The organism is Duganella fentianensis (assembly GCF_964031615.1).
GTDB classification, from domain to species: domain Bacteria; phylum Pseudomonadota; class Gammaproteobacteria; order Burkholderiales; family Burkholderiaceae_D; genus Rugamonas; species Rugamonas fentianensis_A.
The window spans coordinates 423,142-444,835 of the sequence record NZ_CAXIQN010000019.1 but is presented as its reverse complement, the minus strand read 5'-3'; the positions used below and the strand labels follow the sequence as shown (position 1 = coordinate 444,835).

General features: G+C 58.8%; 19 protein-coding genes. 11 read left to right on the top strand and 8 right to left on the bottom strand.

What is annotated here, in order from left to right:
- Positions 1–75: 75 nt before the first annotated feature.
- The gene (locus tag ABNT42_RS14600; protein WP_348698108.1) at positions 76–546 is read right to left on the bottom strand and encodes a hypothetical protein; all 471 of its coding nucleotides are present in this window, start codon (positions 544–546) and stop codon (positions 76–78) included.
- Positions 543–1,178 carry a hypothetical protein gene (locus tag ABNT42_RS14595; protein WP_348698106.1) on the bottom strand — a complete coding sequence of 212 codons (636 nt, stop codon included), beginning with the start codon at positions 1,176–1,178 and terminating at the stop codon, positions 543–545. Before ABNT42_RS14595 ends, ABNT42_RS14600 begins: the two co-directional genes overlap by 4 nt.
- Positions 1,179–1,792: 614 nt before the next feature.
- Here ABNT42_RS14595 and ABNT42_RS14590 point away from each other — a divergent pair.
- The 3 genes from ABNT42_RS14590 (at position 1,793) to ABNT42_RS14580 (ending at position 5,762) form a co-directional block, all read left to right on the top strand.
- Positions 1,793–2,116 carry a helix-turn-helix transcriptional regulator gene (locus ABNT42_RS14590; protein ID WP_348698104.1) on the top strand — a complete coding sequence of 108 codons (324 nt, stop codon included), beginning with the start codon at positions 1,793–1,795 and terminating at the stop codon, positions 2,114–2,116.
- Positions 2,113–3,501 (top strand): HipA domain-containing protein, encoded by a 1,389-nt coding sequence (locus ABNT42_RS14585; protein ID WP_348698102.1) that lies wholly within the window; start codon positions 2,113–2,115, stop codon positions 3,499–3,501. The genes ABNT42_RS14590 and ABNT42_RS14585 overlap by 4 nt, the downstream gene beginning before the upstream one ends.
- A gap of 290 nt (positions 3,502–3,791) precedes the next feature.
- Positions 3,792–5,762 carry a U32 family peptidase gene (locus ABNT42_RS14580; RefSeq protein WP_348698100.1) on the top strand — a complete coding sequence of 657 codons (1,971 nt, stop codon included), beginning with the start codon at positions 3,792–3,794 and terminating at the stop codon, positions 5,760–5,762.
- Between the two features lie 69 nt (positions 5,763–5,831).
- Here the strand turns inward: ABNT42_RS14580 and ABNT42_RS14575 are convergent, their stop codons facing one another.
- The 4 genes from ABNT42_RS14575 to ABNT42_RS14560 all read right to left on the bottom strand — a co-directional run bounded on the left by ABNT42_RS14575 (position 5,832) and on the right by ABNT42_RS14560 (position 11,010).
- Positions 5,832–6,215 carry a translational machinery protein gene (locus ABNT42_RS14575; RefSeq protein ID WP_348698098.1) on the bottom strand — a complete coding sequence of 128 codons (384 nt, stop codon included), beginning with the start codon at positions 6,213–6,215 and terminating at the stop codon, positions 5,832–5,834.
- A 189-nt stretch (positions 6,216–6,404) separates the two neighbouring features.
- Positions 6,405–7,406: an HD domain-containing phosphohydrolase gene (locus ABNT42_RS14570; protein WP_348698096.1), complete on the bottom strand. Its 1,002-nt coding sequence runs from the start codon at positions 7,404–7,406 to the stop codon at positions 6,405–6,407.
- A gap of 8 nt (positions 7,407–7,414) precedes the next feature.
- Entirely contained in the window at positions 7,415–10,057 is a 2,643-nt protein-coding gene (locus ABNT42_RS14565) for a PAS domain S-box protein (protein WP_348698095.1), read from the bottom strand.
- A gap of 131 nt (positions 10,058–10,188) precedes the next feature.
- A complete protein-coding gene (locus tag ABNT42_RS14560; RefSeq protein WP_348698093.1) occupies positions 10,189–11,010 on the bottom strand; it encodes a ferritin-like domain-containing protein in 822 nt (273 codons plus the stop codon).
- Positions 11,011–11,125: 115 nt separating this feature from the next.
- On the opposite strand from ABNT42_RS14560, the gene ABNT42_RS14555 reads away from it, so the two are divergent.
- From ABNT42_RS14555 to ABNT42_RS14520, 8 genes are all read left to right on the top strand, one after another.
- Positions 11,126–12,409, top strand: a complete 1,284-nt coding sequence (locus tag ABNT42_RS14555; RefSeq protein WP_348698091.1) for a serine hydrolase — start codon at positions 11,126–11,128, stop codon at positions 12,407–12,409.
- 141 nt (positions 12,410–12,550) lie between these two features.
- Entirely contained in the window at positions 12,551–13,072 is a 522-nt protein-coding gene (locus tag ABNT42_RS14550; RefSeq protein WP_348698089.1) for a PRC-barrel domain-containing protein, read from the top strand.
- 181 nt (positions 13,073–13,253) lie between these two features.
- Positions 13,254–14,684: a circularly permuted type 2 ATP-grasp protein gene (locus tag ABNT42_RS14545; RefSeq protein WP_348698086.1), complete on the top strand. Its 1,431-nt coding sequence runs from the start codon at positions 13,254–13,256 to the stop codon at positions 14,682–14,684.
- Positions 14,685–14,693: 9 nt separating this feature from the next.
- Entirely contained in the window at positions 14,694–15,644 is a 951-nt protein-coding gene (locus ABNT42_RS14540) for an alpha-E domain-containing protein (protein ID WP_348698085.1), read from the top strand.
- Between the two features lie 14 nt (positions 15,645–15,658).
- On the top strand, positions 15,659–16,462 hold the full coding sequence (locus ABNT42_RS14535) for a transglutaminase family protein (RefSeq protein ID WP_348698083.1): 804 nt from the start codon (positions 15,659–15,661) through the stop codon (positions 16,460–16,462).
- Positions 16,463–16,515: 53 nt separating this feature from the next.
- Complete coding sequence (locus ABNT42_RS14530; protein ID WP_348698081.1) at positions 16,516–17,391, top strand: peptidase; 876 nt, start codon at positions 16,516–16,518, stop codon at positions 17,389–17,391.
- A 64-nt stretch (positions 17,392–17,455) separates the two neighbouring features.
- A complete protein-coding gene (locus ABNT42_RS14525; RefSeq protein ID WP_348698078.1) occupies positions 17,456–17,833 on the top strand; it encodes an Hpt domain-containing protein in 378 nt (125 codons plus the stop codon).
- A gap of 339 nt (positions 17,834–18,172) precedes the next feature.
- A complete protein-coding gene (locus ABNT42_RS14520; protein ID WP_348698076.1) occupies positions 18,173–18,571 on the top strand; it encodes a hypothetical protein in 399 nt (132 codons plus the stop codon).
- A gap of 21 nt (positions 18,572–18,592) precedes the next feature.
- Here ABNT42_RS14520 and ABNT42_RS14515 read toward each other — a convergent pair whose 3' ends face one another.
- Positions 18,593–19,639 carry an SDR family oxidoreductase gene (locus tag ABNT42_RS14515; protein WP_348698075.1) on the bottom strand — a complete coding sequence of 349 codons (1,047 nt, stop codon included), beginning with the start codon at positions 19,637–19,639 and terminating at the stop codon, positions 18,593–18,595.
- A complete protein-coding gene (locus ABNT42_RS14510; RefSeq protein WP_348698119.1) occupies positions 19,639–21,546 on the bottom strand; it encodes a TIGR03013 family XrtA/PEP-CTERM system glycosyltransferase in 1,908 nt (635 codons plus the stop codon). Before ABNT42_RS14510 ends, ABNT42_RS14515 begins: the two co-directional genes overlap by 1 nt.
- Positions 21,547–21,694 lie beyond the last annotated feature (148 nt).

Genomic DNA, 21,694 nt, shown 5'->3' with positions numbered 1-21,694 from the left:
AATTGGGGTTCGAGGGATCTTATGACAGGGTTGCGGCGTTCGCGAGGACCTGGAAGGAGGGTCAATTAGACCGGGTCAATCCTGCCAGCAAACGAACACATGGTGCCTTTGTTTTGCCTGCTTCTGCAGGAACGCTACTATAGTTGGATATCGCTGCAACAGAAGGCCAAACGCACCCGCAAGCCCAGCGCGCTGAGCCCCTTGATGACGATTGATAGAGTGAATGCGCTCATATTGCTTGAGGCGCGCGTATGGAATAGCGGCGCGAAAGCCGTAAATCGCTCCATCCGGATGCTTTTTCAAGCAACGGTCAATCAGGCGGTAGACTGTTTTAGGATCAACTCCCGTTTGCTGATTGATTGCCTTCATCGAAAGCTTGGGGTTCTGGACGTACAGTTCGATCGCTCGCTGTCGTGCAGCGAACGTTGCCAGGTCTTCGTTTGTTAATGCGGTCATATCTACCGATGGCCATAGCGATAAGTCCTGTAAGGTATCGGGAATAGAAAACCGGTCGAAGTGAACTTGCCCTACCGTGTGCTTGGTCATGTAGGCTCCATGATCGAAGCCGGCCCCAGTGGCATCTGATCTAGGTTTGAGCATCGTAGCTTGCCGTTATGAAGTAACTGGTAAGCCGCTGCGCGCAGCAAGACAGGATCTTCATCGGGAAACATCCCGCATAGGGACGAGAGCGGGCGCGCAGAAGTTAAATTTTCAAGAATGCGTGCTTTTAAAAAGGCAGAAACGAAACGCCTATTGGCCGCCAAATCTCGAAGTATGCGTCCCCAATTGTCGAGGTATAGCGGCGGACCCACCTCATCAATGCCGATAAAGCGCAGTTCCAGTTTGTTAGTGGCAGCCCAAGAGGCAAAGGCGGGTAAAGCTTGCTCGGGCGAGACAAGGTCTGCCTCGCTTGGACGCCTAAGTAACCAGAGTTGCTGCTTGCCTTGATAGTCAACCCAGAAATCGAGAACGCGCTTTGGTTTGATATCTGGGATCACGAGCGGACGCTCGCAGTAAGTTTTCACTAATGGATCCGCTTCCAGCCGAATCCAGGCCATCAGCGCACGGGTTCCAAATAGTGTAACTACACGCTCTACTTTGAGCCCGAACACATCGTATCGATGGCTCTTGTATGGGCGAGAGTTGTCCGCTGGGGTGAGGAAGCGACTGTTTGCCATAACTGCTCCGTGTCGACGGCTATTGGCAATTTTACTTCACGACTTTCGGGAATTGTCAGATTTGCTTCAAATAGTTATGAAGTAAATCTGCCAATGGGTGCGAACACAACACAATCAAATCAAAGAGTTACGTGTTTTGGATCGAAGGCAGTTTTACTTCACTGGACGCATTCCTAGTCTTTAGGATAGGAGCATTGTACAGACATCGTCGCCACTCTCGGATTCGACTCTGGCACATGACCCTCGGTGGCGTCCAGGTTTCGGGGCTGTTGGAGGTTGCTGATTGAATGCGAGTTGAAGGTTCTCCAGTCCATGAAGTGACCGCCCGTCCCTGCAAATGGGTCTTGCCAGGTCTAGGTAATAGGAATCGGACCGTAATATGCACAAGCCTCCCAGAACGGAGGCTTGTGTTTTTTAGGGCCCAATTTTCATTGAATGGGGGCTGTTCGCAGCCTACCCACCTAAATACTCTGCATCGTCGAGTTTTTGACAAGCGATAATTTCCCAATAAGGAAATTATTGTCCACCATCGCAGTTTTATGCTAATGTTTCTCTATAAAGAAATTTAAAGCAATGGGTATCAAATCTCCATTAAATTTCCATATATAGAAACTATGGCTCGTAGACTCCCACCACCCGGCCCGCGCCCATCTCCGCAGATACACAGCTTAGCCGATTTCGGCAGCCTAGTGAGGAATCGCCGCCTCGAACTTTCATTGCGTATTGACGACGCGGCCCATGCCTGCGGGGTCGCTGCCAGCGTCCTTTCTCGTCTCGAAAATGGCGGGGCTGTAGGCACCGATCGGCTGCTGCTCGTCCTTGCGGGATTGGGACTCACTCTGCTGGTCCCAACCAAGGATGAGGCGCTCAACCTTACGCGCAAGGGATTACTGTCGTCGTCGGCATCTGACAAGAAGGTTCAGGAGCGCGATGTATGACGCACGTTTTACATGTCTCCGCCGACAGCGCTGCCGTGGGCCAACTCTCTTATGAGCCCCGCGACAACCGGTATGGATTTGAGTATGCGGACGCGTGGCTGCGCAGCATGTCCGCCTTCTATTTGACGCCGGCGATTCCCCTTGGACTAGCCCCCTGTCGCTCCGAGTCTGTCCAGCGATTTCTTGAGAATCTGCTTCCTGAGGGGCGCGCACTGGACATCGCTGCGGCTACCAACCAGGTATCAAAAAATAACACCTTTGCCTTGGTTCAACTGCTTGGCAAGGAACCCGTTGGGGCATTTAGTTTCCTTGCGCTTGACGCTACACCCGGCGAGGCAGCGCGCGTTACGGCGGAACAGACGCGAGAGCCGGTGCGCCGCGTGATTACATCCGACGAACTCAGCCAGCGTATTCAAGAGCGCGACGCCGTTCCCTTTCCCGTATGGGATGGCAAGGTGCGCCTGTCGCTGGCGGGCTATCAGGACAAACTGCAGGTATTAGTGGAGGGTCCGAAACTTTCGCTTGTCGACGGTGCGCTTAGTTCGACGCACCTTCTCAAGCCGGACAGTCGAAATCCCCGCACCCCGCACCTCGTCGTGAACGAGCATTTTTGTATGAGCCTAGCGGCGCGGCTCGATCGCACGTTGAAATTGGGTTTGCCTGCGGCGCCTGTTGAACTGCGGCGCATACCTGAACCCATTCTTTTGATTGAGCGCTTCGACCGTTTGGCAATACACAGTACCGAACACCCATCTGAAGTAATCGCGGTGCGGCGCACCCATGTTATCGATGCCTGCCAGGCCCTGGATCTCCCCTCCACTTTTAAGTACGAACGCAATATCGGCATGAGTCGAGATGTCAGGCATATCCGCGACGGCGTTAGTTTCGAGCAGTTGTTCACCTTGGTCGATCAGATGCTGACCCCAGCCAAGGCGCGGGTCTACTTAATCCGTTGGGCCATTCTGCAACTACTACTCGGCAATAGTGACGCGCACGGCAAGAATATCTCGTTCCATGTACATCCAGCCGGCTTGGCTCCGGCGCCAATGTACGACCTCGTGTCCGTGAATGCCTATGGAGATCAGGTAGAACAATCCATGGCCATGGCCTACGGAGACGCCTTTTTGCCGGAGGAAATCACCCCATATGCACTGGCAGATTTTGCCTATAGAACTGGAACGCCGACTGGGCAACTCGCCAGGGAAATAACACGTATGGCCCGCGCCGTTCTGCTCCTTGCACCAGAGCTGGCAGCTTGGGATATTTATGTCGGCGAGGAGCGAAATCTTGTTCGTCAAATTTCCGACTATCTCTGCGCTCAGGCCAATCACTTGCTCGTACTCGCTCCGGAAGTGCAAAAGGTAAAGAAGGCAATGTTTGCATGATCGTGCGCATGACCGGTAGTGCCTGCCTGCTTTCAAATATCGCAGTTTCAGCAGATCGGTTGCAAGCAGTACCCCATTAATCTGGCGCTTGCCAGATCCTGTGCTCTTCTCCATAGAGTGGACATGGTAGCCTTTATCAACGTTATAGGTAGACAAAGCTTCGCTATTGGATTTCGCCAGATGTGCGGAGCACTGACCTGAAACGCCGGCCTGCCGAAATTCGTTTGCCGCGCTGACGGAAGTCCTTGATTTCGTTATAATTCCGCCCTTATCAAGGAAGGAAACCCGCCATGTCCCTACTGGCTCATCAGCTCGAACTACTGTCGCCCGCCAAAACCGCGGAAATTGGCCGCGAAGCCATCCTGCACGGCGCGGACGCGGTCTACATCGGCGGTCCAGCGTTCGGCGCGCGTCACAACGCTAGCAATACCATCGAGGAAATCTCGGGACTGGTGCAATTCGCCCACCGCTACCGTTCGCGTATCTTCGTTACGCTCAACACGATTCTGCACGATGCCGAACTGGAAGCAGCGCGCAAACAGATCTGGCAGCTGTATGAAGCCGGTGTCGATGCGCTGATCGTGCAGGACATGGGATTGCTGGAAATGGACTTGCCGCCTATTCAGCTGCATGCCAGTACCCAGTGCGATATCCGTACCGTTGAAAAAGCTAAATTCCTTGGTGACGTAGGTTTCTCGCAGTTAGTACTGGCCCGCGAGCTGACTGTCGAGCAGATCCGTGCGATCCATGCCCAGGTAGATACGCCGCTCGAATACTTCGTGCACGGCGCCCTGTGCGTGGCTTTCTCTGGCCAATGCTATATTTCCCACGCCGATACGGGCCGCAGCGCCAACCGTGGCGACTGCTCGCAAGCCTGCCGCCTGCCTTATACGCTGAGCGATAGCAAAGGCCGCGTGGTGGCCTATGAAAAACATCTGCTGTCGATGAAAGATAATGACCAGAGCCGCAATCTGGAAGCGCTGGTCGATGCCGGTATCCGCTCCTTCAAGATCGAAGGCCGTTACAAGGATATGGGCTATGTGAAGAACATCACTGCCCACTACCGCCTGCTGCTGGACGAGCTGCTGGAGCGTCGCCCGGAATTCAGCCGTGCCGCCAGCGGTCACACGGAGATCCTGTTCACGCCGGATATTGATAAGAACTTCCACCGCGGCCATACCGATTACTTCGCCAATGGCCGTCAGGATGATATAGGCGCGTTTGATTCGCCTAAATATGTCGGCGTGGAACTGGGCACGATCACCAAGCTCGCTACCGACCATTTCGATATGCTGGCTAATGCCGCCATGGCCAATGGCGACGGCCTGAATTATATGCATAAGCGTGAAACCTTCGGCATCCAGGCCAATGTGGTGAAGAAGCTGGGCGAGAGCGAAGATGGCCAGTTGTGGCGGGTGTACACCAATGAAGCCATCAGCGCCCTGCCCGGCCTCAAAGTCGGCCTGTCGATCAGCCGCAATCGCGACCACCAGTGGGAAGCAGCACTGAACAAGAAATCGGCAGAGCGCAAGGTCGGCCTGTACCTGACATTGAGCGAGCAGGAAAACGGCCTGAAGCTTGCGTTGCGCGATGAAGATGGCCTGTGCTCGGAGACGGTCACTGCGCTGGCGCTGCAGCCGGCCCAGAATGCCGAGCAGGCAGACGCGGGTCTGCGCGCCAGTCTGGGCAAGCTGGGTAATACCATGTTTGCGCCGCTGGGCATCGAATTGCAGCTGTCGCAGTCGTGGTTTGTACCGGCCGCAGCGATCAATGCGCTGCGCCGTGATGCCATCGAGGCGCATGAGGCAGTCCGTCTGGCGGCATGGGATCGTCCCCAGCGCAAGCCCGCAGCGGAACCCCCTGCCGTCTATCCGGATACTCAGCTCAGCTATCTGGCCAACGTGTACAACGAAAAAGCCCGCGCCTTCTATCACAAGCATGGCGTACAGCTGATTGCTGCGGCCTATGAGGCGCACGAAGAAGCCGGCGAAGTGCCGCTGATGATTACCAAGCACTGTCTGCGCTTCTCGTTCAATCTCTGTCCCAAGCAGGCCAAGGGTGTGCAGGGTGTACAGGGGCAGGTACGGGCCGAGCCGATGACGCTGGTGAGCGGCGAGGAAACCTACACGCTGCGTTTCGATTGCAAGCCGTGCGAGATGCATGTGGTGGGTGCGATGAAGCCGGGCATATTGAAATCAGCGCCGCCATCGAATATCCCGTACAGCCCGATTACTTTCCACCGTCAGCGTCCTGCTAGCTGATAAGCAAACCGGCGCATCGAGCGCCGGTTTTCGTTTCCTATTGCACCGCGATGGACGGTGCGTGCATGCTTAACGCATCATGTCCGCTTTGACAAAGTATTTGCGGGCGTATTTCAGCAGCTGGCCATCGGTAGGATGGTCGGCGCTCTCCACGCTCATCACGCACTCGGCTACGGCTGGATGGGCGCGCAGCATGTACTTCATCAGTTCCAGTTTTTCATGGCCGGGACCGACGATCAGGATTTCGGTGCTGCCACTCAGGGCTTTGGCCACGTCATCAAAATACTGCTTGTTTTCCGGTGCGCGACCCGAACCCGTCGAGCCCGATTTGCCGTGCAGGTGCGGATGCTTCGAGTGAGTTTTGATGACTTCGCTGTCGGCGGCTTCAGCATTGAAATGGATTACGTGTGCTTCGGTGTGATCGATCCACGCGACAACATGATTGAAAGACATAAACGACTCCATAGAATGTCGACGGGGGTGCCGGTAAGTCGCCGCAAAGCACCTGCGTCTTGATATTTTTCTTGTGGCAACGGTTAAAGTCTAGTGAAGTTAACTCGCAGAATCTTTGATGTATATCAATCTGTCGCGTGACAGTTCTGCTTGCCTCAGCGCTGTGCTCCCCTGCCCTTGTACCCCCATTCAGACTGCCGGCAGGGCATCCTCGGGGCGGCCTTGCCAGTCTGCCCGTATGCGTATCAGCTCCGGCAGCGCCTGCTCGAAGGCATCTATCATCTGTGGATCGAAATGTCCGCCACGGCCGTCGCGCAGGTAGTCGCAGGTGGCGGACAGACTCCAGGCTGGCTTGTAGGGACGCTGCATGGTCAGCGCGTCGAATACATCGGCTACAGCGACCAGCCTTGCCGCTTCCGGAATGGCTGCCCCGGCCAGACCATGGGGATAGCCATGGCCATCCCAGCGCTCGTGGTGGGAGAGCGCCACATCGCGCGCCATGGCGAAGATTTCGCCGTTACCACTCTGCAGTATCTGCGCGCCGATTTCCGTGTGACGCTTCATCAACACCCATTCCTCCGGTGTGAGGGCGCGCGGGGCTTTGAGTATCTCGCTGGGCACGCCGATCTTGCCCGTATCGTGCAGTGGTGCGGCCAGTTCCAGCAGCTCGATGCGTTCGGCGGACCAGCCCAGCGTGCGCGCCAGTGTGCAGGCATACGCAGCCATGCGCCAGATGTGCGCACCGGTGTCGTTGTCGTTGTAGTGGCCGGCCTCGCCCAGCATGAAAACTGCCTCGCGCCGGGCCCGTGCCACATCGTTCAGATGGACTAGCGACAGATGAGTGGCCACGCGACGCAACAGGATAGGAACGGAGATCGGTTTCTGTACATAGTCCACTGCGCCGGCGTCGAAGCCGCGCGCTTCGTCTTCGGTGGCGGTCATGGCAGTCAGGAAGATGACAGGGATATGGCTGACTCTGGCGTCGGCCTTGAGACGGCGGCACACTTCGTAGCCGTCCAGTCCCGGCATCATAATATCCAGCAGGATCAGATCCGGCTGGATGCGGGCCGCCAGCTCCAGACCTTTGGCGCCATTGTTGGCAAACACCAGACGATATTTGTCCCGCATCACCTGTAGCAGCAGGTTGAGGTTATTCGGCTCGTCATCGATGGCTAGGATGATCTTTTGCATCAGGTGGGCTACTGTCCTCTCAGTATCAGGCTATCGGTCAGGCTGCTGGCGAGATCAAAATCGAAGTGCTGGACAGCCACTTGTATGGGCTGGACGGCATCTGCACCCAGCAGGCTGACCAGTCGTTCCAGCGGCTCGCGCACATCGTCCGGATTGGCACTATCAAGTCCGCAGCGCAGTTGCTGCAGCAGTTGGGGTAATTCCGCTGTATTTGGCGGCGCGGCGGGCGTTGCGTTCATATCTGCTGGACGTTCGCTGCGGCTACTGGCCACCAGCTCCAGCAGACCTGCGAACTCGTGCTGCAACTGTTGCGCCTGCACGCGGGCCTCCTCGATGTCAGCCGCTTTGAGCGCGCCATCCACCAAGCTGGCCAGCTGGGCGATTTCCTGCAATTGCAGATTGGCGGCGACGCCCTTCAGCGCATGTGCCATACGGCGGGCCAGTTCGGGCGCATGGTCCAGCTGGCTAGCAATCCGGCTGCCGTCCTGTCCATGCGTGGAACAGAACTCCTCCAGCGCCTGCCGGTACACCTGCGCGTCACCCCACAGGCGCAGTGCGCGGGGCAAATTCACCAGTCTTGCTAGCGGCGCAAGATCAGCCGGCAGGTTCGGGGCTGCTTCCGGTGCCAGCGTGGCATTGAAAACGCCCCGTCCCGACGGCACCAGTGCTTCCATCTGTTGCAGGATTTCTGCCAGATCGATAGGCTTGCCCAGCACAGCATCCATGCCCGCTTCGCGGCAACGTCGATGGTCTTCCGGCAGCACGCTGGCAGTGAGCGCGATGATCGGCAGATACGGTGCTGCGCTGGGCCGCATCTGGCGGATCGCCTGCGTGGCAGCCAGTCCATCCATGTCCGGCATCATCACATCCATCAGCACCACGTCGTAGTCATCCTGCAGACAGGCCGTAACCGCACCCCGCCCGCTATCCTGCCACACCACCTGATGCCCTAGCTGGCTGAGGCGCAGCATGACAAGCCGCGCATTGGTGGCGACGTCCTCGGCCAGCAGGATGCGGAAGGCGCGCGGCGCACGCGCGCTAAGGTCGTTCTCGTCGGCCGGTAGTAGTGCCGCACTGGAGGACGGCTGTACGGCCGCTAGCGGGAGCGTAAAGTGAAAGGTCGAACCTTGTCCATAGCGGCTCTCGGCCCAGATCCGGCCGTGCATGAGCTGCACCAGATGGCGGCAGATGGTGGTGCCCAGCCCCGTGCCGCCGAAGCGGCGGGTGGTACTCGCATCAGCCTGCGTGAAGGAATCGAACACTTTATCCAGTTGCTCCGGCGTCATGCCTATGCCGGTATCGCGTACCGCGAAATGGATCTGGCCTTGCTCCGGTACGTCCAGTTGCAGCGTGATGCCGCCCACATGGGTGAACTTGATGGCATTGCCTAGCAGATTGAGCAGGATCTGCCGGATACGGGTCGGGTCGCCCAGACAGATGGCTGGCACAGCAGGTGCCACTTCAACCTGTATGCGCAGTTGTTTGTGGCGGATCTCCTGATCCAGCAGTTTGAGCACGTCGCGCAGCAGGCGCGTCAGGCTGAACGGCAGGCGTTCCAGTTCCGTCTTGCCACCTTCGATCTTGGAGTAGTCGAGGATGTCGTTGATGATGGTGAGCAGATCGCGGGCTGACTGGTGCACCGTCTGCACATGCTCGCGGGCCAGGCCGGACACACTGCCGTCGGCCAGCACCAGTTCGGAAAAGCCGATGATGGCATTCATGGGCGTACGGATTTCATGGCTCATATTGGCCAGAAACGCGGCCTTGGCCCGTGCGGCCGCTTCGGCCTGCTCCTTGGCCCGGCGCAGATCTTCTTCAATCGTGCGCTGGGCTGTGATATCGGTAATGAAGGCGACGAAATACGGCTGATCGGGCGCCAGACGGGTATGGCCCAGTGCAATCGACACGGGAAAGGTCTCGCCATTGCGGCGCCGCGCCCGCACTTCGCGCTTGATGCCGATCGAGCGGTAGCGCACCGCCGTATCGGCCTGATCAAAATATTGCCGGTGCGCTAGTGCCTCGGCATCCGTCAGTAGGCAGGAAACACTGTTGCCGCGTATTTCCGCATGGCTCCAGCCGAACATCTCTTCAGCGGCTGGATTGAAGACGTCGATGCGCCCTTCCCCATCGGTGGTGATGATGGCATTGGCCGCCGTCTGGACAATCGCGGAGAGTTCACCTGTTGTCGTGCTGATCTGTCGCTGCAACTGGCTGCGATAGGCGCGCAGTTCGTCTTCCACGCGACGCTTCTCGGTGATGTCACGGGCAATCTTCGAGGCCCCTATCACCTTGCCGCGCTGGTCAAATATGGGCGAGACGGTGACGGAAACAGCAATCTGGATGCCGTTCTTGCACACGCGCAGTGTTTCGAAGTGCTCGACCCGGATGCCATGCGCAATCTGCTGCAAGATCGATTGTTCTTCGCTGATACGGTCGGGCGGCACCAGCAACTCGATGTTCTGTCCCCGCATTTCTTCGGCGCGGTAGCCGAAGATGCGTTCTGCCGCCGGATTCCAGCTAGTTACTGTGCCTTCCAGCGTCTTGGTGATGATGGCGTCGCTCGACGAGGCAACCAGAGCGGCCAGCAATTCGCGGCTATGCTCATCTATATCGGATTGCCACGGTAGTTCACGCGTGCTGGTGACGGACATAAAATAGATTCAGAACAATAGCTTATGTACTAACTCTACCTTTTTTGCACTAATTAATTATCACCAAATGTCACATTTGGTGATAATTGGTGGCAATTCCCCATGTTTAGTCAGCGCGTGGCGCTGTTTAGTTACCCCGCGGCGCTGAGTGCCTGCAGTTCTTCGGCGCTGAAACCGGCCCGCAGGCGTGCTTCGATATTGAATGGCCCCCGTGGTGTGGGCGCGCGGTGGCGGAGCGCCAGTTCGGCATAGGTGGGACGCAGCGCCAGACCACGTTGCAGGCACAGGTGGGAAAACCAGCGATTGCCGATTTCTACATGGCCCACCTCGTCGCGCAGAATGATATCGAGAATGGCGGCAGCCGCCTGATCGCCGGCCTGCGCCAGTTTGGCGCGCAGCGGCGGAATCGCATCGAGACCGCGCGCTTCCAGCGTGCGCGGCACCAGTGCCATACGCGCCATGACATCTTCACGGGTACGGTCGACCATTTCCCACAGGCTGTCGTGGGCAGCGAAATCGCCGTAGGCGAAGCCCAGTTGCTGCAGGTGGCTGGCCAGCAGATGGAAATGGGTAGCTTCTTCGTCGGCGACGCGCAGCCAGTCGGCGTAGTATTCGGCCGGCATGCCGGCGAAGCGCCACAGTGCATCGAGCGCCAGATTGATGGCATTGAATTCGATATGACTGAGCGCATGGATCAGCATGCCGCGTCCTTCCGGCGTGGCCATGGAGCGCCGGCCTACCGCCAGCGGCGGCACCAGTTCCGGCTTATCCGGCCGCCCCGGTATGTTGCCGCTACAGCTGAGTGGTGCAAGCTCGTCCAGTTGCAGTGCAACGGCATGCCAGGCCGCGTGCATGGCGTGCACGGTCGTTACTTTCTCGGCTGGATCGCACAGCAGCAGGCAGGCCAGTGCGTACTGGCGAAGTTCGTTAGGAGCTGGGGACGGGACGGACATGATGACGGCGACGGCGCTAAAAGTCGGCAGTGTACCACCTGCTTAGCGCTATACCTTGGCAGCGGCGGCGGTGGCACAGTATGCTAGGACTTTTCTAGCCCGCAAAGGATGGCCAATGTCGCGTGTACTCGGTGGATTGCTTGCCATGTTCTGGATGTCGCTGGGGCATGCCCAGCAAGCAGCGCTCGAGCGCGAACTGAACGCCGTCGCACAGGATGCTGCCATGCCGCTCGCCAGCCTGTCGGTGCTGGCTATCCGCGAGGGCAAAGTGGCTTACACCTTCCAGACGGGGCCGCGCCAGATCGATCAGCCGCAGGCCTTGGTCGATCAGGATACGCTGTACCGGATTGCCTCGATATCGAAAATGGTCACCACCATGGGGGTGATGAAGCTGATCGAGACGGGTCAGCTTGATCTGGAGCGTGATGTGGCCGAGTACCTCGGCTATCCGCTGCGCAATCCTGCTTATCCGGACCGTAAGATCACGCTGCGCATGCTGTTAAGCCACACTTCAAGCTTGCGGGATGGTGCCGGCTACTATTGGAGCGGCGACAGCGCCATTCGCGACGAGCTTGGGCGCGGATCGCCAGCGATGTGGAGCAGTGTCGCCGAGCCTGGCCGCTACTTCAGCTATGCCAACCTGAACTGGGGGGTGATCGGCACCATCATGGAACAGGTGGCGGGCGAGCGGTTCGATCTGCTCATGCAGCGTCTGCTGTTGCAGCCTATGGGCGTGCGCGGCGGCTACTATCCCGCCGCCTTTCACAGCGCAGAGCGCGATAATTTGGCTACGCTATACCGCAAGCGGACTACTAATACAGAGATCTGGGATAGCGCAGGACCATGGATCGCCCAAGCCGACGATGCCGCCGCGCCCCGTCCCGCTGCTGGCAGCATCCCCACCGACTACCGGCCCGGCCGCAACGGTACGCTGTTCAGCCCTACTGGCGGTCTGCGCATCTCGGCGCGCGGGCTGGGGCAGCTGATGCAGATGCTGATCCAGCGCGGCCAGTATGAGGGGCGCAAGATTCTCTCCCCTGCCAGCATCGAACTGATGTTTAGCCAGCAGTGGCTATACGATGGTCAGAATGGTGACACGGAACAGGGCCAGTACGGTAGCTGGGGGCTGGGCAGCCAGCGTTTCGGCAAGCTGGCGAACGGACGCGACAGAATAGTGGAAGACCCGGCATTTGTCGCGGTCGGCCATCTGGGCGAAGCGTATGGCTTGCTGTCCACCTTTGCGGTCGATCTGGCGCAGGGCAATGGCATGGTGGTGCTGATCGGCGGCACCGGGCGCGATCCGGCCTTGCATGCCGGCCAGTATTCAGCCCTGACACGTAGCGAGGAACGCATCCTGACGGCGCTCTACCAGCAGGTGATCCGGCGCGGCCGCCCTTGATTGGCGGCACTAGGTTCTCCAGTAACTCATCCCATTCCTACAAAGAGCTGGGCGGCGCACTGATACCTGCGCCCCTCCGCTTGCTCCATGATGAGTCGTATCCCGTCGCCTGACGCACGGGCCAATTAACTGGAGACTACCATGAGCTATTTAGACCGTGATACCTATGGCATCTACAACGATTACGACGATGACAGCGGCCCCGCCCCCCGTCTGATGGGGGCCGATACCCTGATCGGGGAGGATGTCTACAACCGGCAGGACGAAGATCTGGGCGATATCAAGGAAATCATGCTCGATATGCGGCAAGGACAGGTGGCGTATGCGGTGCTGTCCTTCGGCGGCTGGCTGGGCATGGGCGATAAACTGTTTGCCGTGCCGTGGCAGGCGCTGCAACTTGATACGGTCAACAAGCGCTTCCTGCTCGATGTATCCAAAGAACACCTGAAGAATGCTCCCGGCTTCGATAAAGATCACTGGCCCGATATGGCCAGCACCGAGTTCAGCACGGAAATCCACAGTTTCTATCACACCCAGCAGAACCTCGGGGGCGCCCGCACCGCCAGTGGCAGCGTGATGGGCAGCGCGAGTACCAGCCTGCAGAGTGATCCAGGCTATAGCGGCAGTACAGAAAGCGGCCTCGGCCGCAGCGATAATCTGTAAGCGCGCACCAAGATGTCGCAATACGTGTACCCATCAGCTTGAAATGCTGCACGGCGCCCCACCGGCGCCGTGTATTTTGCCGCAACGGTGCGTCTAGGCATAGGCGCACGCACCAAAATCGGGCATTCCCACTGGCACGCTTCTTGATACTAGAGAAGCGTACTCATCTGGGACGTTCGATATGGCAAAATTCTTCAATGAAATGACCGCAGACGGTCTGGCGCATCATGCAAGCGCCGAGGTTAGGGAGCACTATCGCGAATTCTGCGGCTGGCTACAGCGCCAGTCCCCCGAAACCATAGAGCGTAAGCGGGCCGAGGCGGATCTGACCTTCCGCCGTGTGGGCATCACCTTCGCCGTGTATGGCGACGATGCCGGTACGGAGCGCCTGATTCCGTTCGATACCATCCCGCGCATCATTCCTGCGCACGAATGGACCCAGTTGCAGGCCGGTTTGAAACAGCGCGTGCAGGCGCTGAATATGTTCATCCATGACATCTACCATGAGCAGAACATCATTCGCGCCGGCATTATTCCAGCCGAACAGATCTACCAGAACGCCCAGTATCGCCCTGAAATGCAGGGTATCAATGTGGCGTCCGACATCTACGCGCATATCGCCGGGGTAGATATCGTGCGCGCCGGTCAGGGCGAGTTCTATGTGCTGGAAGACAATCTGCGCGTGCCATCGGGCGTGTCCTATATGCTGGAAGACCGCAAAATGATGATGCGGCTATTCCCCGAACTGTTTGCCCGCAACCGGATTGCGCCGGTCGATCATTATCCCGACCTGCTGCTGGACAATCTGCGCTCCGTTGCCCCCATGGGCATTAATGATCCTACCGTGGTAGTGATGACGCCGGGCATGTACAACTCGGCCTACTTCGAGCATGCCTTCCTTGCCCAGCAGATGGGAGTGGAACTGGTGGAAGGTAAAGACCTGTTTGTGAGTGACAATACGGTCTACATGCGGACCACGCGCGGGCCGAAACGGGTGGATGTGATCTACCGCCGGCTGGATGACGATTTCCTTGATCCGCTGGCCTTCCGTCCGGATTCTTCGCTCGGCGTGCCGGGTCTGCTGTCGGTCTACCGCGCCGGCCGCGTCACGCTGGCCAATGCGATCGGCACCGGCGTGGCAGACGATAAGTCGATCTACCCGTATGTGCCGGACATGATCAAATTCTATCTGTCCGAACAGCCGATACTCAACAACGTGCCTACCTACCAGTGCCGCAAGCCGGAAGATCTGGCTTACACGCTGGCAAACCTGCCCGAACTGGTGGTAAAGGAAGTGCACGGTGCCGGTGGCTACGGCATGCTGGTGGGGCCAGCTTCGACCAAGCAGCAGATCGAAGATTTCCGCCAGCGCCTGCTGGCCCGCCCCGACGGCTATATCGCCCAGCCTACGCTGGCGCTGTCAGCCTGCCCTACCTATGTGGAAAACGGTATCGCGCCGCGCCACATCGACCTGCGTCCTTTCGTCCTGTCTGGCAAGACCATCTCGATGGTGCCCGGCGGTCTGACGCGGGTGGCGCTGCAGGAAGGTTCGCTGGTGGTGAATTCCTCGCAAGGTGGTGGCACCAAAGATACGTGGGTACTGGAACGTTAAGGAGAGACGATGTTAAGCCGCACTGCCGATCATTTATTCTGGATGGCCCGCTACACGGAACGGGCTGAAAATACTGCACGCATGCTGGATGTGAATGTCCAGACTTCCATGCTGCCTCAGTCCGATGCCGAAAATGCCCAAGGCTGGCGCGCCATGCTGGGTATTTCCGAACTACAGCAGGCCTTCGATCAGAAATATCAGACGCTGGAAGGCCGCGCCGTGATCGATTTCATGGTGCGCGATCCGGCCAACCCCTCGTCTATCGTGGCCTGTCTGACGGAAGCGCGGGAAAATGCGCGCGCTGTACGCGGCACGCTGACTACGGAAGTGTGGGAAATCCAGAACCAGACCTGGCTGGATATGCAGCAGCACCTGAAAGGCGAGCTACTGGAAACCGACCCCAGCAAGTTCTTTGAATGGGTCAAGTACCGCTCCCACCTGTCACGCGGGGTTACGGTGGGCACCATGTTGCGCGACGAGGCAGTACATTTCATCCGGCTCGGTACTTTCCTCGAACGGGCCGACAATACGGCGCGTATCCTCGATGTGAAATTCCATGGCGGTGGCGCCGAACTGGCCGGCGATACCATGACCCAGCGTGACTTCTATTACTGGGGTGCGCTGCTGCGTTCCGTCTCCGGTTTTGAGATCTATCGCAAGGTCTACCGCGATGTCATCACGCCAGCCCGTATCGCCGAGCTGCTGATGCTGCGCAGCGATATGCCCCGTTCACTGTTAGCCTGCATGGACGAAGTGCTGCTGAATCTGCGCGCGGTGCACAATGAAGTGTCGGCCGATACGGAACGCTATGCAGGCCGGCTGCATGCCCAGCTGCAGTTCGGCAAGATTGAAGACTTGCTAGCTGAAGGCTTGCACGATGCGCTGACCACCTTCCTGGCCGATATCAATCAACTGGGCAACCGTATCAGCCGCGATTTCCTCGTGCCGCTGGCCGCCTGAGCTGGAGCCTGACCATGCATCTGACCATCCGGCATGAAACCGTGTATAGCTATACCGCGCCGCTGGCCTACACCATACAGCAGCTGCATCTGACCCCGCGCAGCGATCCCCAGCAGCGGGTGCTGGCGTGGGATCTGACCCTGCCCGGTACGGTACATGCCTACACGGACGCGTATGCCAATCCGTCCCACATGATGACGATGGCTAGTCAGCACACCGAGCTGCGCATCGTCGCTGCCGGTGTGGTGGAAACGGCCATGCCGCCGCGCGGGCGGATCAGTACTACCGAATCGCTGTCGCCACTGGTCTTTACCGTCCCTACCCGCCTGACGGAAGCGGGGCCCGAGGTGCTGGAACTGGCTGCAAGCTGTCTGGGACGGGCGCCCGCGACGACCGCACGGCTGCTGCAGCTGAGTGAACGCATCCTGCACGGGGTGCGTTACCAGACCGGCGCAACGGGCGTGGGCAGTACGGCAACGCAGGCACTACAGCTGGGGCAAGGCGTGTGTCAGGATCATGCCCATATTTTTATCGCCTGCTGCCATGCCGCCGGGATTCCTGCGCGCTATGTGTCCGGCTATATCGATCCGGAAAATACCGGCCATGCGGCCAGCCATGCCTGGGTCGATGGCTGGGTGGAAGATGCCGATTACACGGGCTGGGTCAGCATCGATGTGACCCATGCACGCCTGATGACGGATGCCTATTGCCGTCTCGCCATAGGACGGGACTACGACGGTGCAGCGCCGATCCGCGGGGTACGTCGTGGTGGCGGCACGGAAATGATGCAGGTACAAGTGCAGATCGTGCCGCAATAGCCTGGCTCAAGGCGGGGTAAAATAATGCTTCTTCAATTTTCTGGTTGGTTTGAATGACTTACTGTGTCGGCATGCGCCTGAACGACGGGCTGGTATTCCTTTCCGACTCCCGCACCAATGCCGGAGTGGATCAGGTGGGGACGTTCCGCAAGATGAGCGTGTTCGAAGTGGCTGGCGACCGCATGATGGTGATGATGACCTCGGGAAATCTGTCGATTTCCCAGTCTATCCGTCAGTTGATCGCCGATACCCATGGCGAAGATGGACGTAGCATCTGGAATGTGAGCAACATGCATGAGGCAGCGCGCATCGTTGGCGATGCGGTGCGACAGGTGCATGCGCGCGAAGCCAAGGCGTTAGCCGAGTTCGGTATCGATTTCAATGTCAGCATTATTTTCGGCGGCCAGATAGGCACTGAGCGCTGCCGTCTGTTCCAGATCTATTCCGCAGGCAATTTCATCGAAGCCCATGATGAAAACACGTACTTCCAGATCGGCGAGGCCAAGTATGGCAAGCCCATCATCGACCGTGTGGTGACGCCCACCACTAGTCTGGACGACGCTGCCAAGTGCGCACTGATCTCGATGGACTCGACCCTGCGTTCGAATGTGTCGGTAGGTCTGCCGCTGGATCTGCTGGTGTATGAGACGGGCAAGCTGGCCGTTACCCATTTCGTCACCATCGACGAACGTAACCAGTACTTCCAGATGATACGTAACACCTGGGGCCACCAGCTGAAACGGGTGTTCGAAGGTCTGGAACAGCCCGTATGGGACGCAGCACCCGAGACTTCCGGCAACATCCTGCACAGTAGTAGCACGACGAGCCAGCCGGTGCGGGTGCTGCCGCCCGCTGGTGTTGCCACGCCCGTGGCCCAGCGCGCACCGCTGCAAACCCTGACCCAGCAGTTTCACGACGGACAGCAATAATCCGGCACGGATGCAGGGCAGCGGCTATTATGTGCGTGGTACTGTATCTGTTCTGGAGCATTGCATGTCGGAAGTAAGTATTTTCTCGGTCGATACCCTGCTCAAGTACATGGGCGACGATGACAAGGCGCGCGCCATGGTCGGCAAGATCGTCGCCGATGCCTGTGCGCCGGCGATGCAGCCTCTACTGCTGGCGGGCACGGCCATTCGCGAGGGACGCCTGACCGACGCCGGTAAAATCCTGCACACGCTGCGCGGCGCCATAGGCACGCTAGGCGCCAAACGGCTGGTGTCGGCTTCGCTGGCGCTGGAACAGGCTTTACTCGGGCAGCAGCAGAACCAGATTCCCATTCTTTTTGCCCAGCTTGAAGCCGAATACCGGCTAGTGCTGCAGGCGGCACACAACTGGCTACGCCAGAACGCCCCTGATCTGGCAGGCTAATTGTTGCCTTATTTTCAATTTTCATTCCGGATTGTGATTGCTGCGGCGCGGCGTATGCGGCGCCGGCGCGCTTGCCGTTTGGCATTAACGTATCGTTACAATTGTTACTCTCATTAAGACTGTATCAACAGGACAGCCACAGGCTTCGTGCTAACATGCTCCCCAGTTGCTCATGCTTCACTCTGTCCTGCAGGGGATTCGAGTGGTCGAGCGTAGTAGTTTGTATGAAAATGTTCTATTGCAGCATTGCTATGTAGGCAATTTGCTCTGGCGCAAGTATAATGGTGCAGTGCGTCGTGATGACCCCTAATCCCAGCGTTGATCACAGGTTTAAACTTTATGGAATTATTCAATAAGTCAGGTGTGCTGATTTCATCGTTACTGGTGCTGGTGGGCGCACTGATCGCCTGTCAGGCCAAGGAAGATGCAATTCCGCCTTCGACAGTTATTGAAGCCGCGGCGATGCAACTCGGCACGCAGGGTCATCGCGCAGCAGAACGGCGCCTGCAGGAGTGGGCTGATCTGGGCTCGCCCGTGGCGCAGCGCGAACTGGCTTTGCGCTATCTGAGCAATCCCGCCAAGCGTAATGAAGCACGCCAGCTGTTCGAACGCGCGGCTGGCGCTGGCGATGCGCAGGCCGTCATCAATCTGGCCGGTCTGTATCAGGGCAGCACCTCCCCTATCGCCGCCGGTCGCACTCTCAAAGATGTGACCAACGCCAGTTATCTGCCCCACTGAACCTAGCCACACCGCTCGGCGTTAGCCGGCCGGATTCTGGGCCAGATACCATGCCACCGTCTGTTGCAGCCCCCGCTGTAGATCGTGGCTGGGACGATAGCCCAGCAGCTCGGCGGCCTTGCTAATGTCGGCATGGGAATGGCGTACATCGCCAGCTCTGAAATCGCGATACTCTGGCGCTGCACTAGGCCCCACCTCTGCCAGCAGCTCTTGCAGAAGACGGAATAGTTCAAGCAAGCTGGTGCGCTGACCTACCGCGATGTTGTACACCTGCCCCATGGCCTCGCTACGTTCGCACACGGCCGCCAGAATGTTGGCCTGCACCACATTCTCGACGAAACAGAAATCACGGCTGTTGAGGCCATCACCATGTATCACCACGGCTTGCCCTAGGCGCAGCGCAGCGATCCAGCAAGGTATCACTGCCGCATAGGCGCCGGCGGGATCCTGACGCGGGCCGTACACATTGAAGTAACGCAGACCTATATTCTCTAGTTGGTAGCAGCGCTGGTACAGACTGGCATAGTGTTCGTTCATCTGCTTGCCGAGGGCATACGGCGACAGCGCCAGCCCGCACTGGCTCTCCGTTTTCGGCAAGGTCGGATGATCGCCATAGGTGGCGCTGGAACTGGCGTACACCAGACGCTTTACCCGGGTCTGGCGGGCGGCTTCCAGTATGCCGAGAAAGCCATCGACGTTAATGCTGTGATACATCAACGGTTCCTGCAGGGAGCGCGCAACGCTGCCCAGCGCAGCCTGATGCAGCACATAGTCCATGCCGCTGCAGGCCCGCAGGCAGCAATCGGCCTGACGGATATCCCCCTCGATTAGATGAAAATTGCGCCAGTTTGCAGGGCCGACCAGACGCGCTACCTGCTGCAGATTTTCGCGCTTGCCGGTGATGAAGTTGTCCAGTCCGGTGACCTGCTGCTCCAGTTGTAATAGCGCCTGCACCAGATGTGAGCCGATAAACCCGGCTGGGCCCGTGACCAGCCAGCGCTTGGGCTGTTGCTGCAACTGCTCGCGTACGCGCTGGTAGAGATTGGCTTCGTCCAGACCCGTGAACATCACATTCTCCACACATGGCGACCCGTCGCCAGCATGGCCTGCGCACTGCGCTGCCCTTTCAGATCGATCAGGCAGCCATCACTGCGCACGCGGCTGCAAAGTTCCTCCATGGAGCGCTGCTGCAGGCTGCGGTGGGCAACGGCGCAGATCAGCGCATCGGCCACCGGTAACTCGTTCCAGCGCTGCAGCCGGATGCCGTATTCGCGCACGGCTTCTTCCGGGTCGGCTACCGGATCATGCACTAGCACTTCGATGCCGTAGGCTTGCAGCTCGCTCACCAGATCGGCCACTTTGGAGTTGCGCAGATCGGGGCAATCTTCCTTGAAGGTCAGCCCTAGTACTATCACTGTGGCGCCCCGTATATGCAGATTGGCCTGCACCATCAGCTTGATCGTGCGCTCGGCTACAAACTTGGCCATGCCGTCGTTGATCCTGCGGCCCGCCAGTATCACTTCGGGATGGTAGCCCAGCTTCTGTGCCTTGTGCGTCAGGTAGTAGGGATCGACACCGATGCAGTGGCCGCCAACCAGACCCGGTTTGAACGGAAGGAAATTCCATTTGCTTGCTGCTGCGCGCAACACTTCGTCCGTATCGATCTGTAGGCGATCGAAAATAATTGCCAGTTCGTTCATCAGCGCGATATTCAGATCTCGCTGGGTGTTCTCGATCACCTTGGCAGCTTCCGCCACCATGGATAAAGCATCTTCCATCGTCGCCCCATAGCGGTAGCGCACCTGTGCCAGTCCCGTGATGCCCGGTTTGATGCTATGGCGCACGTTGTAGTATTCCGTCAGATCATTGAGGCGATGGACAAAATAGGCCCGCTCCGGCCGCGGGCCGACAAAGCTCATTTCGCCCCGCAGCACATTCAGCATCTGCGGCAGTTCATCGATGCGCAGACGGCGTAGCCAGTAACCCACACGGGTTATCCGCACATCGTTTTCCAGCGCCCAGCGCGGCTGGCCATCGCATTCGGCATCAGGCCGCATGCTGCGGAATTTCAGCACGCGGAATGGCCGGTTGTTACGCCCTACCCGCTCCTGCTGATAGAACACCGTGCCACCGTCTTCGAGCCAGATGGCCAGTGCCGCCAGCAGCATGACCGGCGCCGCCAGCAGCCCGATCGTGGCACTGGCCAGCAGATCGACGGCACGCTTGACCATGGCGCGCAACAGATTCTGCTTGAATCCGCCGCCGAAAATCAGGTAGCTAGGCTGTAGCGCCTCCAGCCGGATCTGGCAGGCTTCGCGCTCGAAGAAAGTCGCCGCATCGGTCACAGGAACGCCACCCAGCGCGCAGTCCAGCAACTGATCTACCGGCAGGCCGCCGCCGCGCCGGTCGCTGACCGAGACGATGATTTCGTCAGCGCCATGGTGGCGCGCCAGCGCCAATAGCGAGGCGGCCGGCGGCAGCAGCATCTTGCCCGGCACACAGCTGGGCTCGCCGTGTACGGCGACAAAGCCCAATACTCTGAACGGATGGAAGCCTGCCCCGGCAGCGGCCAACTCCATGCACTCGCGCGCGGTGGCGCCTTGCCCGACCACGATCAGTTTCTGCTCGAGCAGGCGCGATTGCGCCGACGCATACACCAGCAAGCGTGCGCCCAGCACTGCCAGCCCGCCCAGCACAAACACCGCAGCACTGATGCGTCCCAGTTGCCAGTACGGCAGCAACGCTGCCAGCAGGCTGAGCAGGCCAAAGCCCAGTGCCAGTGCCGGAACGATGCGCAGCAGTGTGCTGCGCAGATCGGCACGGGTATGGCCGGGCTGATACATGCCCAGCGTGCCCATGCTTAACACCATCGCCAGCGCAAAAATCAACGCAGCACCGTACAACTGCCATGGCGACATGGGCTGTCCCGCCAGCCACCAGGGCGAGCCCAGTACGGCCGCTAGCAGCAAGGCCATCAGCTCCAGTAGCACTAACAAAAAGGCAACTCTGGAGACATAGTGGTGGAAAATCCGGATCACGATGCCCTCCCCGAAACGGACCACACGATGCCTGCGATGATGAGCGTATGCTGTTTTCGGACTTTGAGGCACCACAATCGGCTCT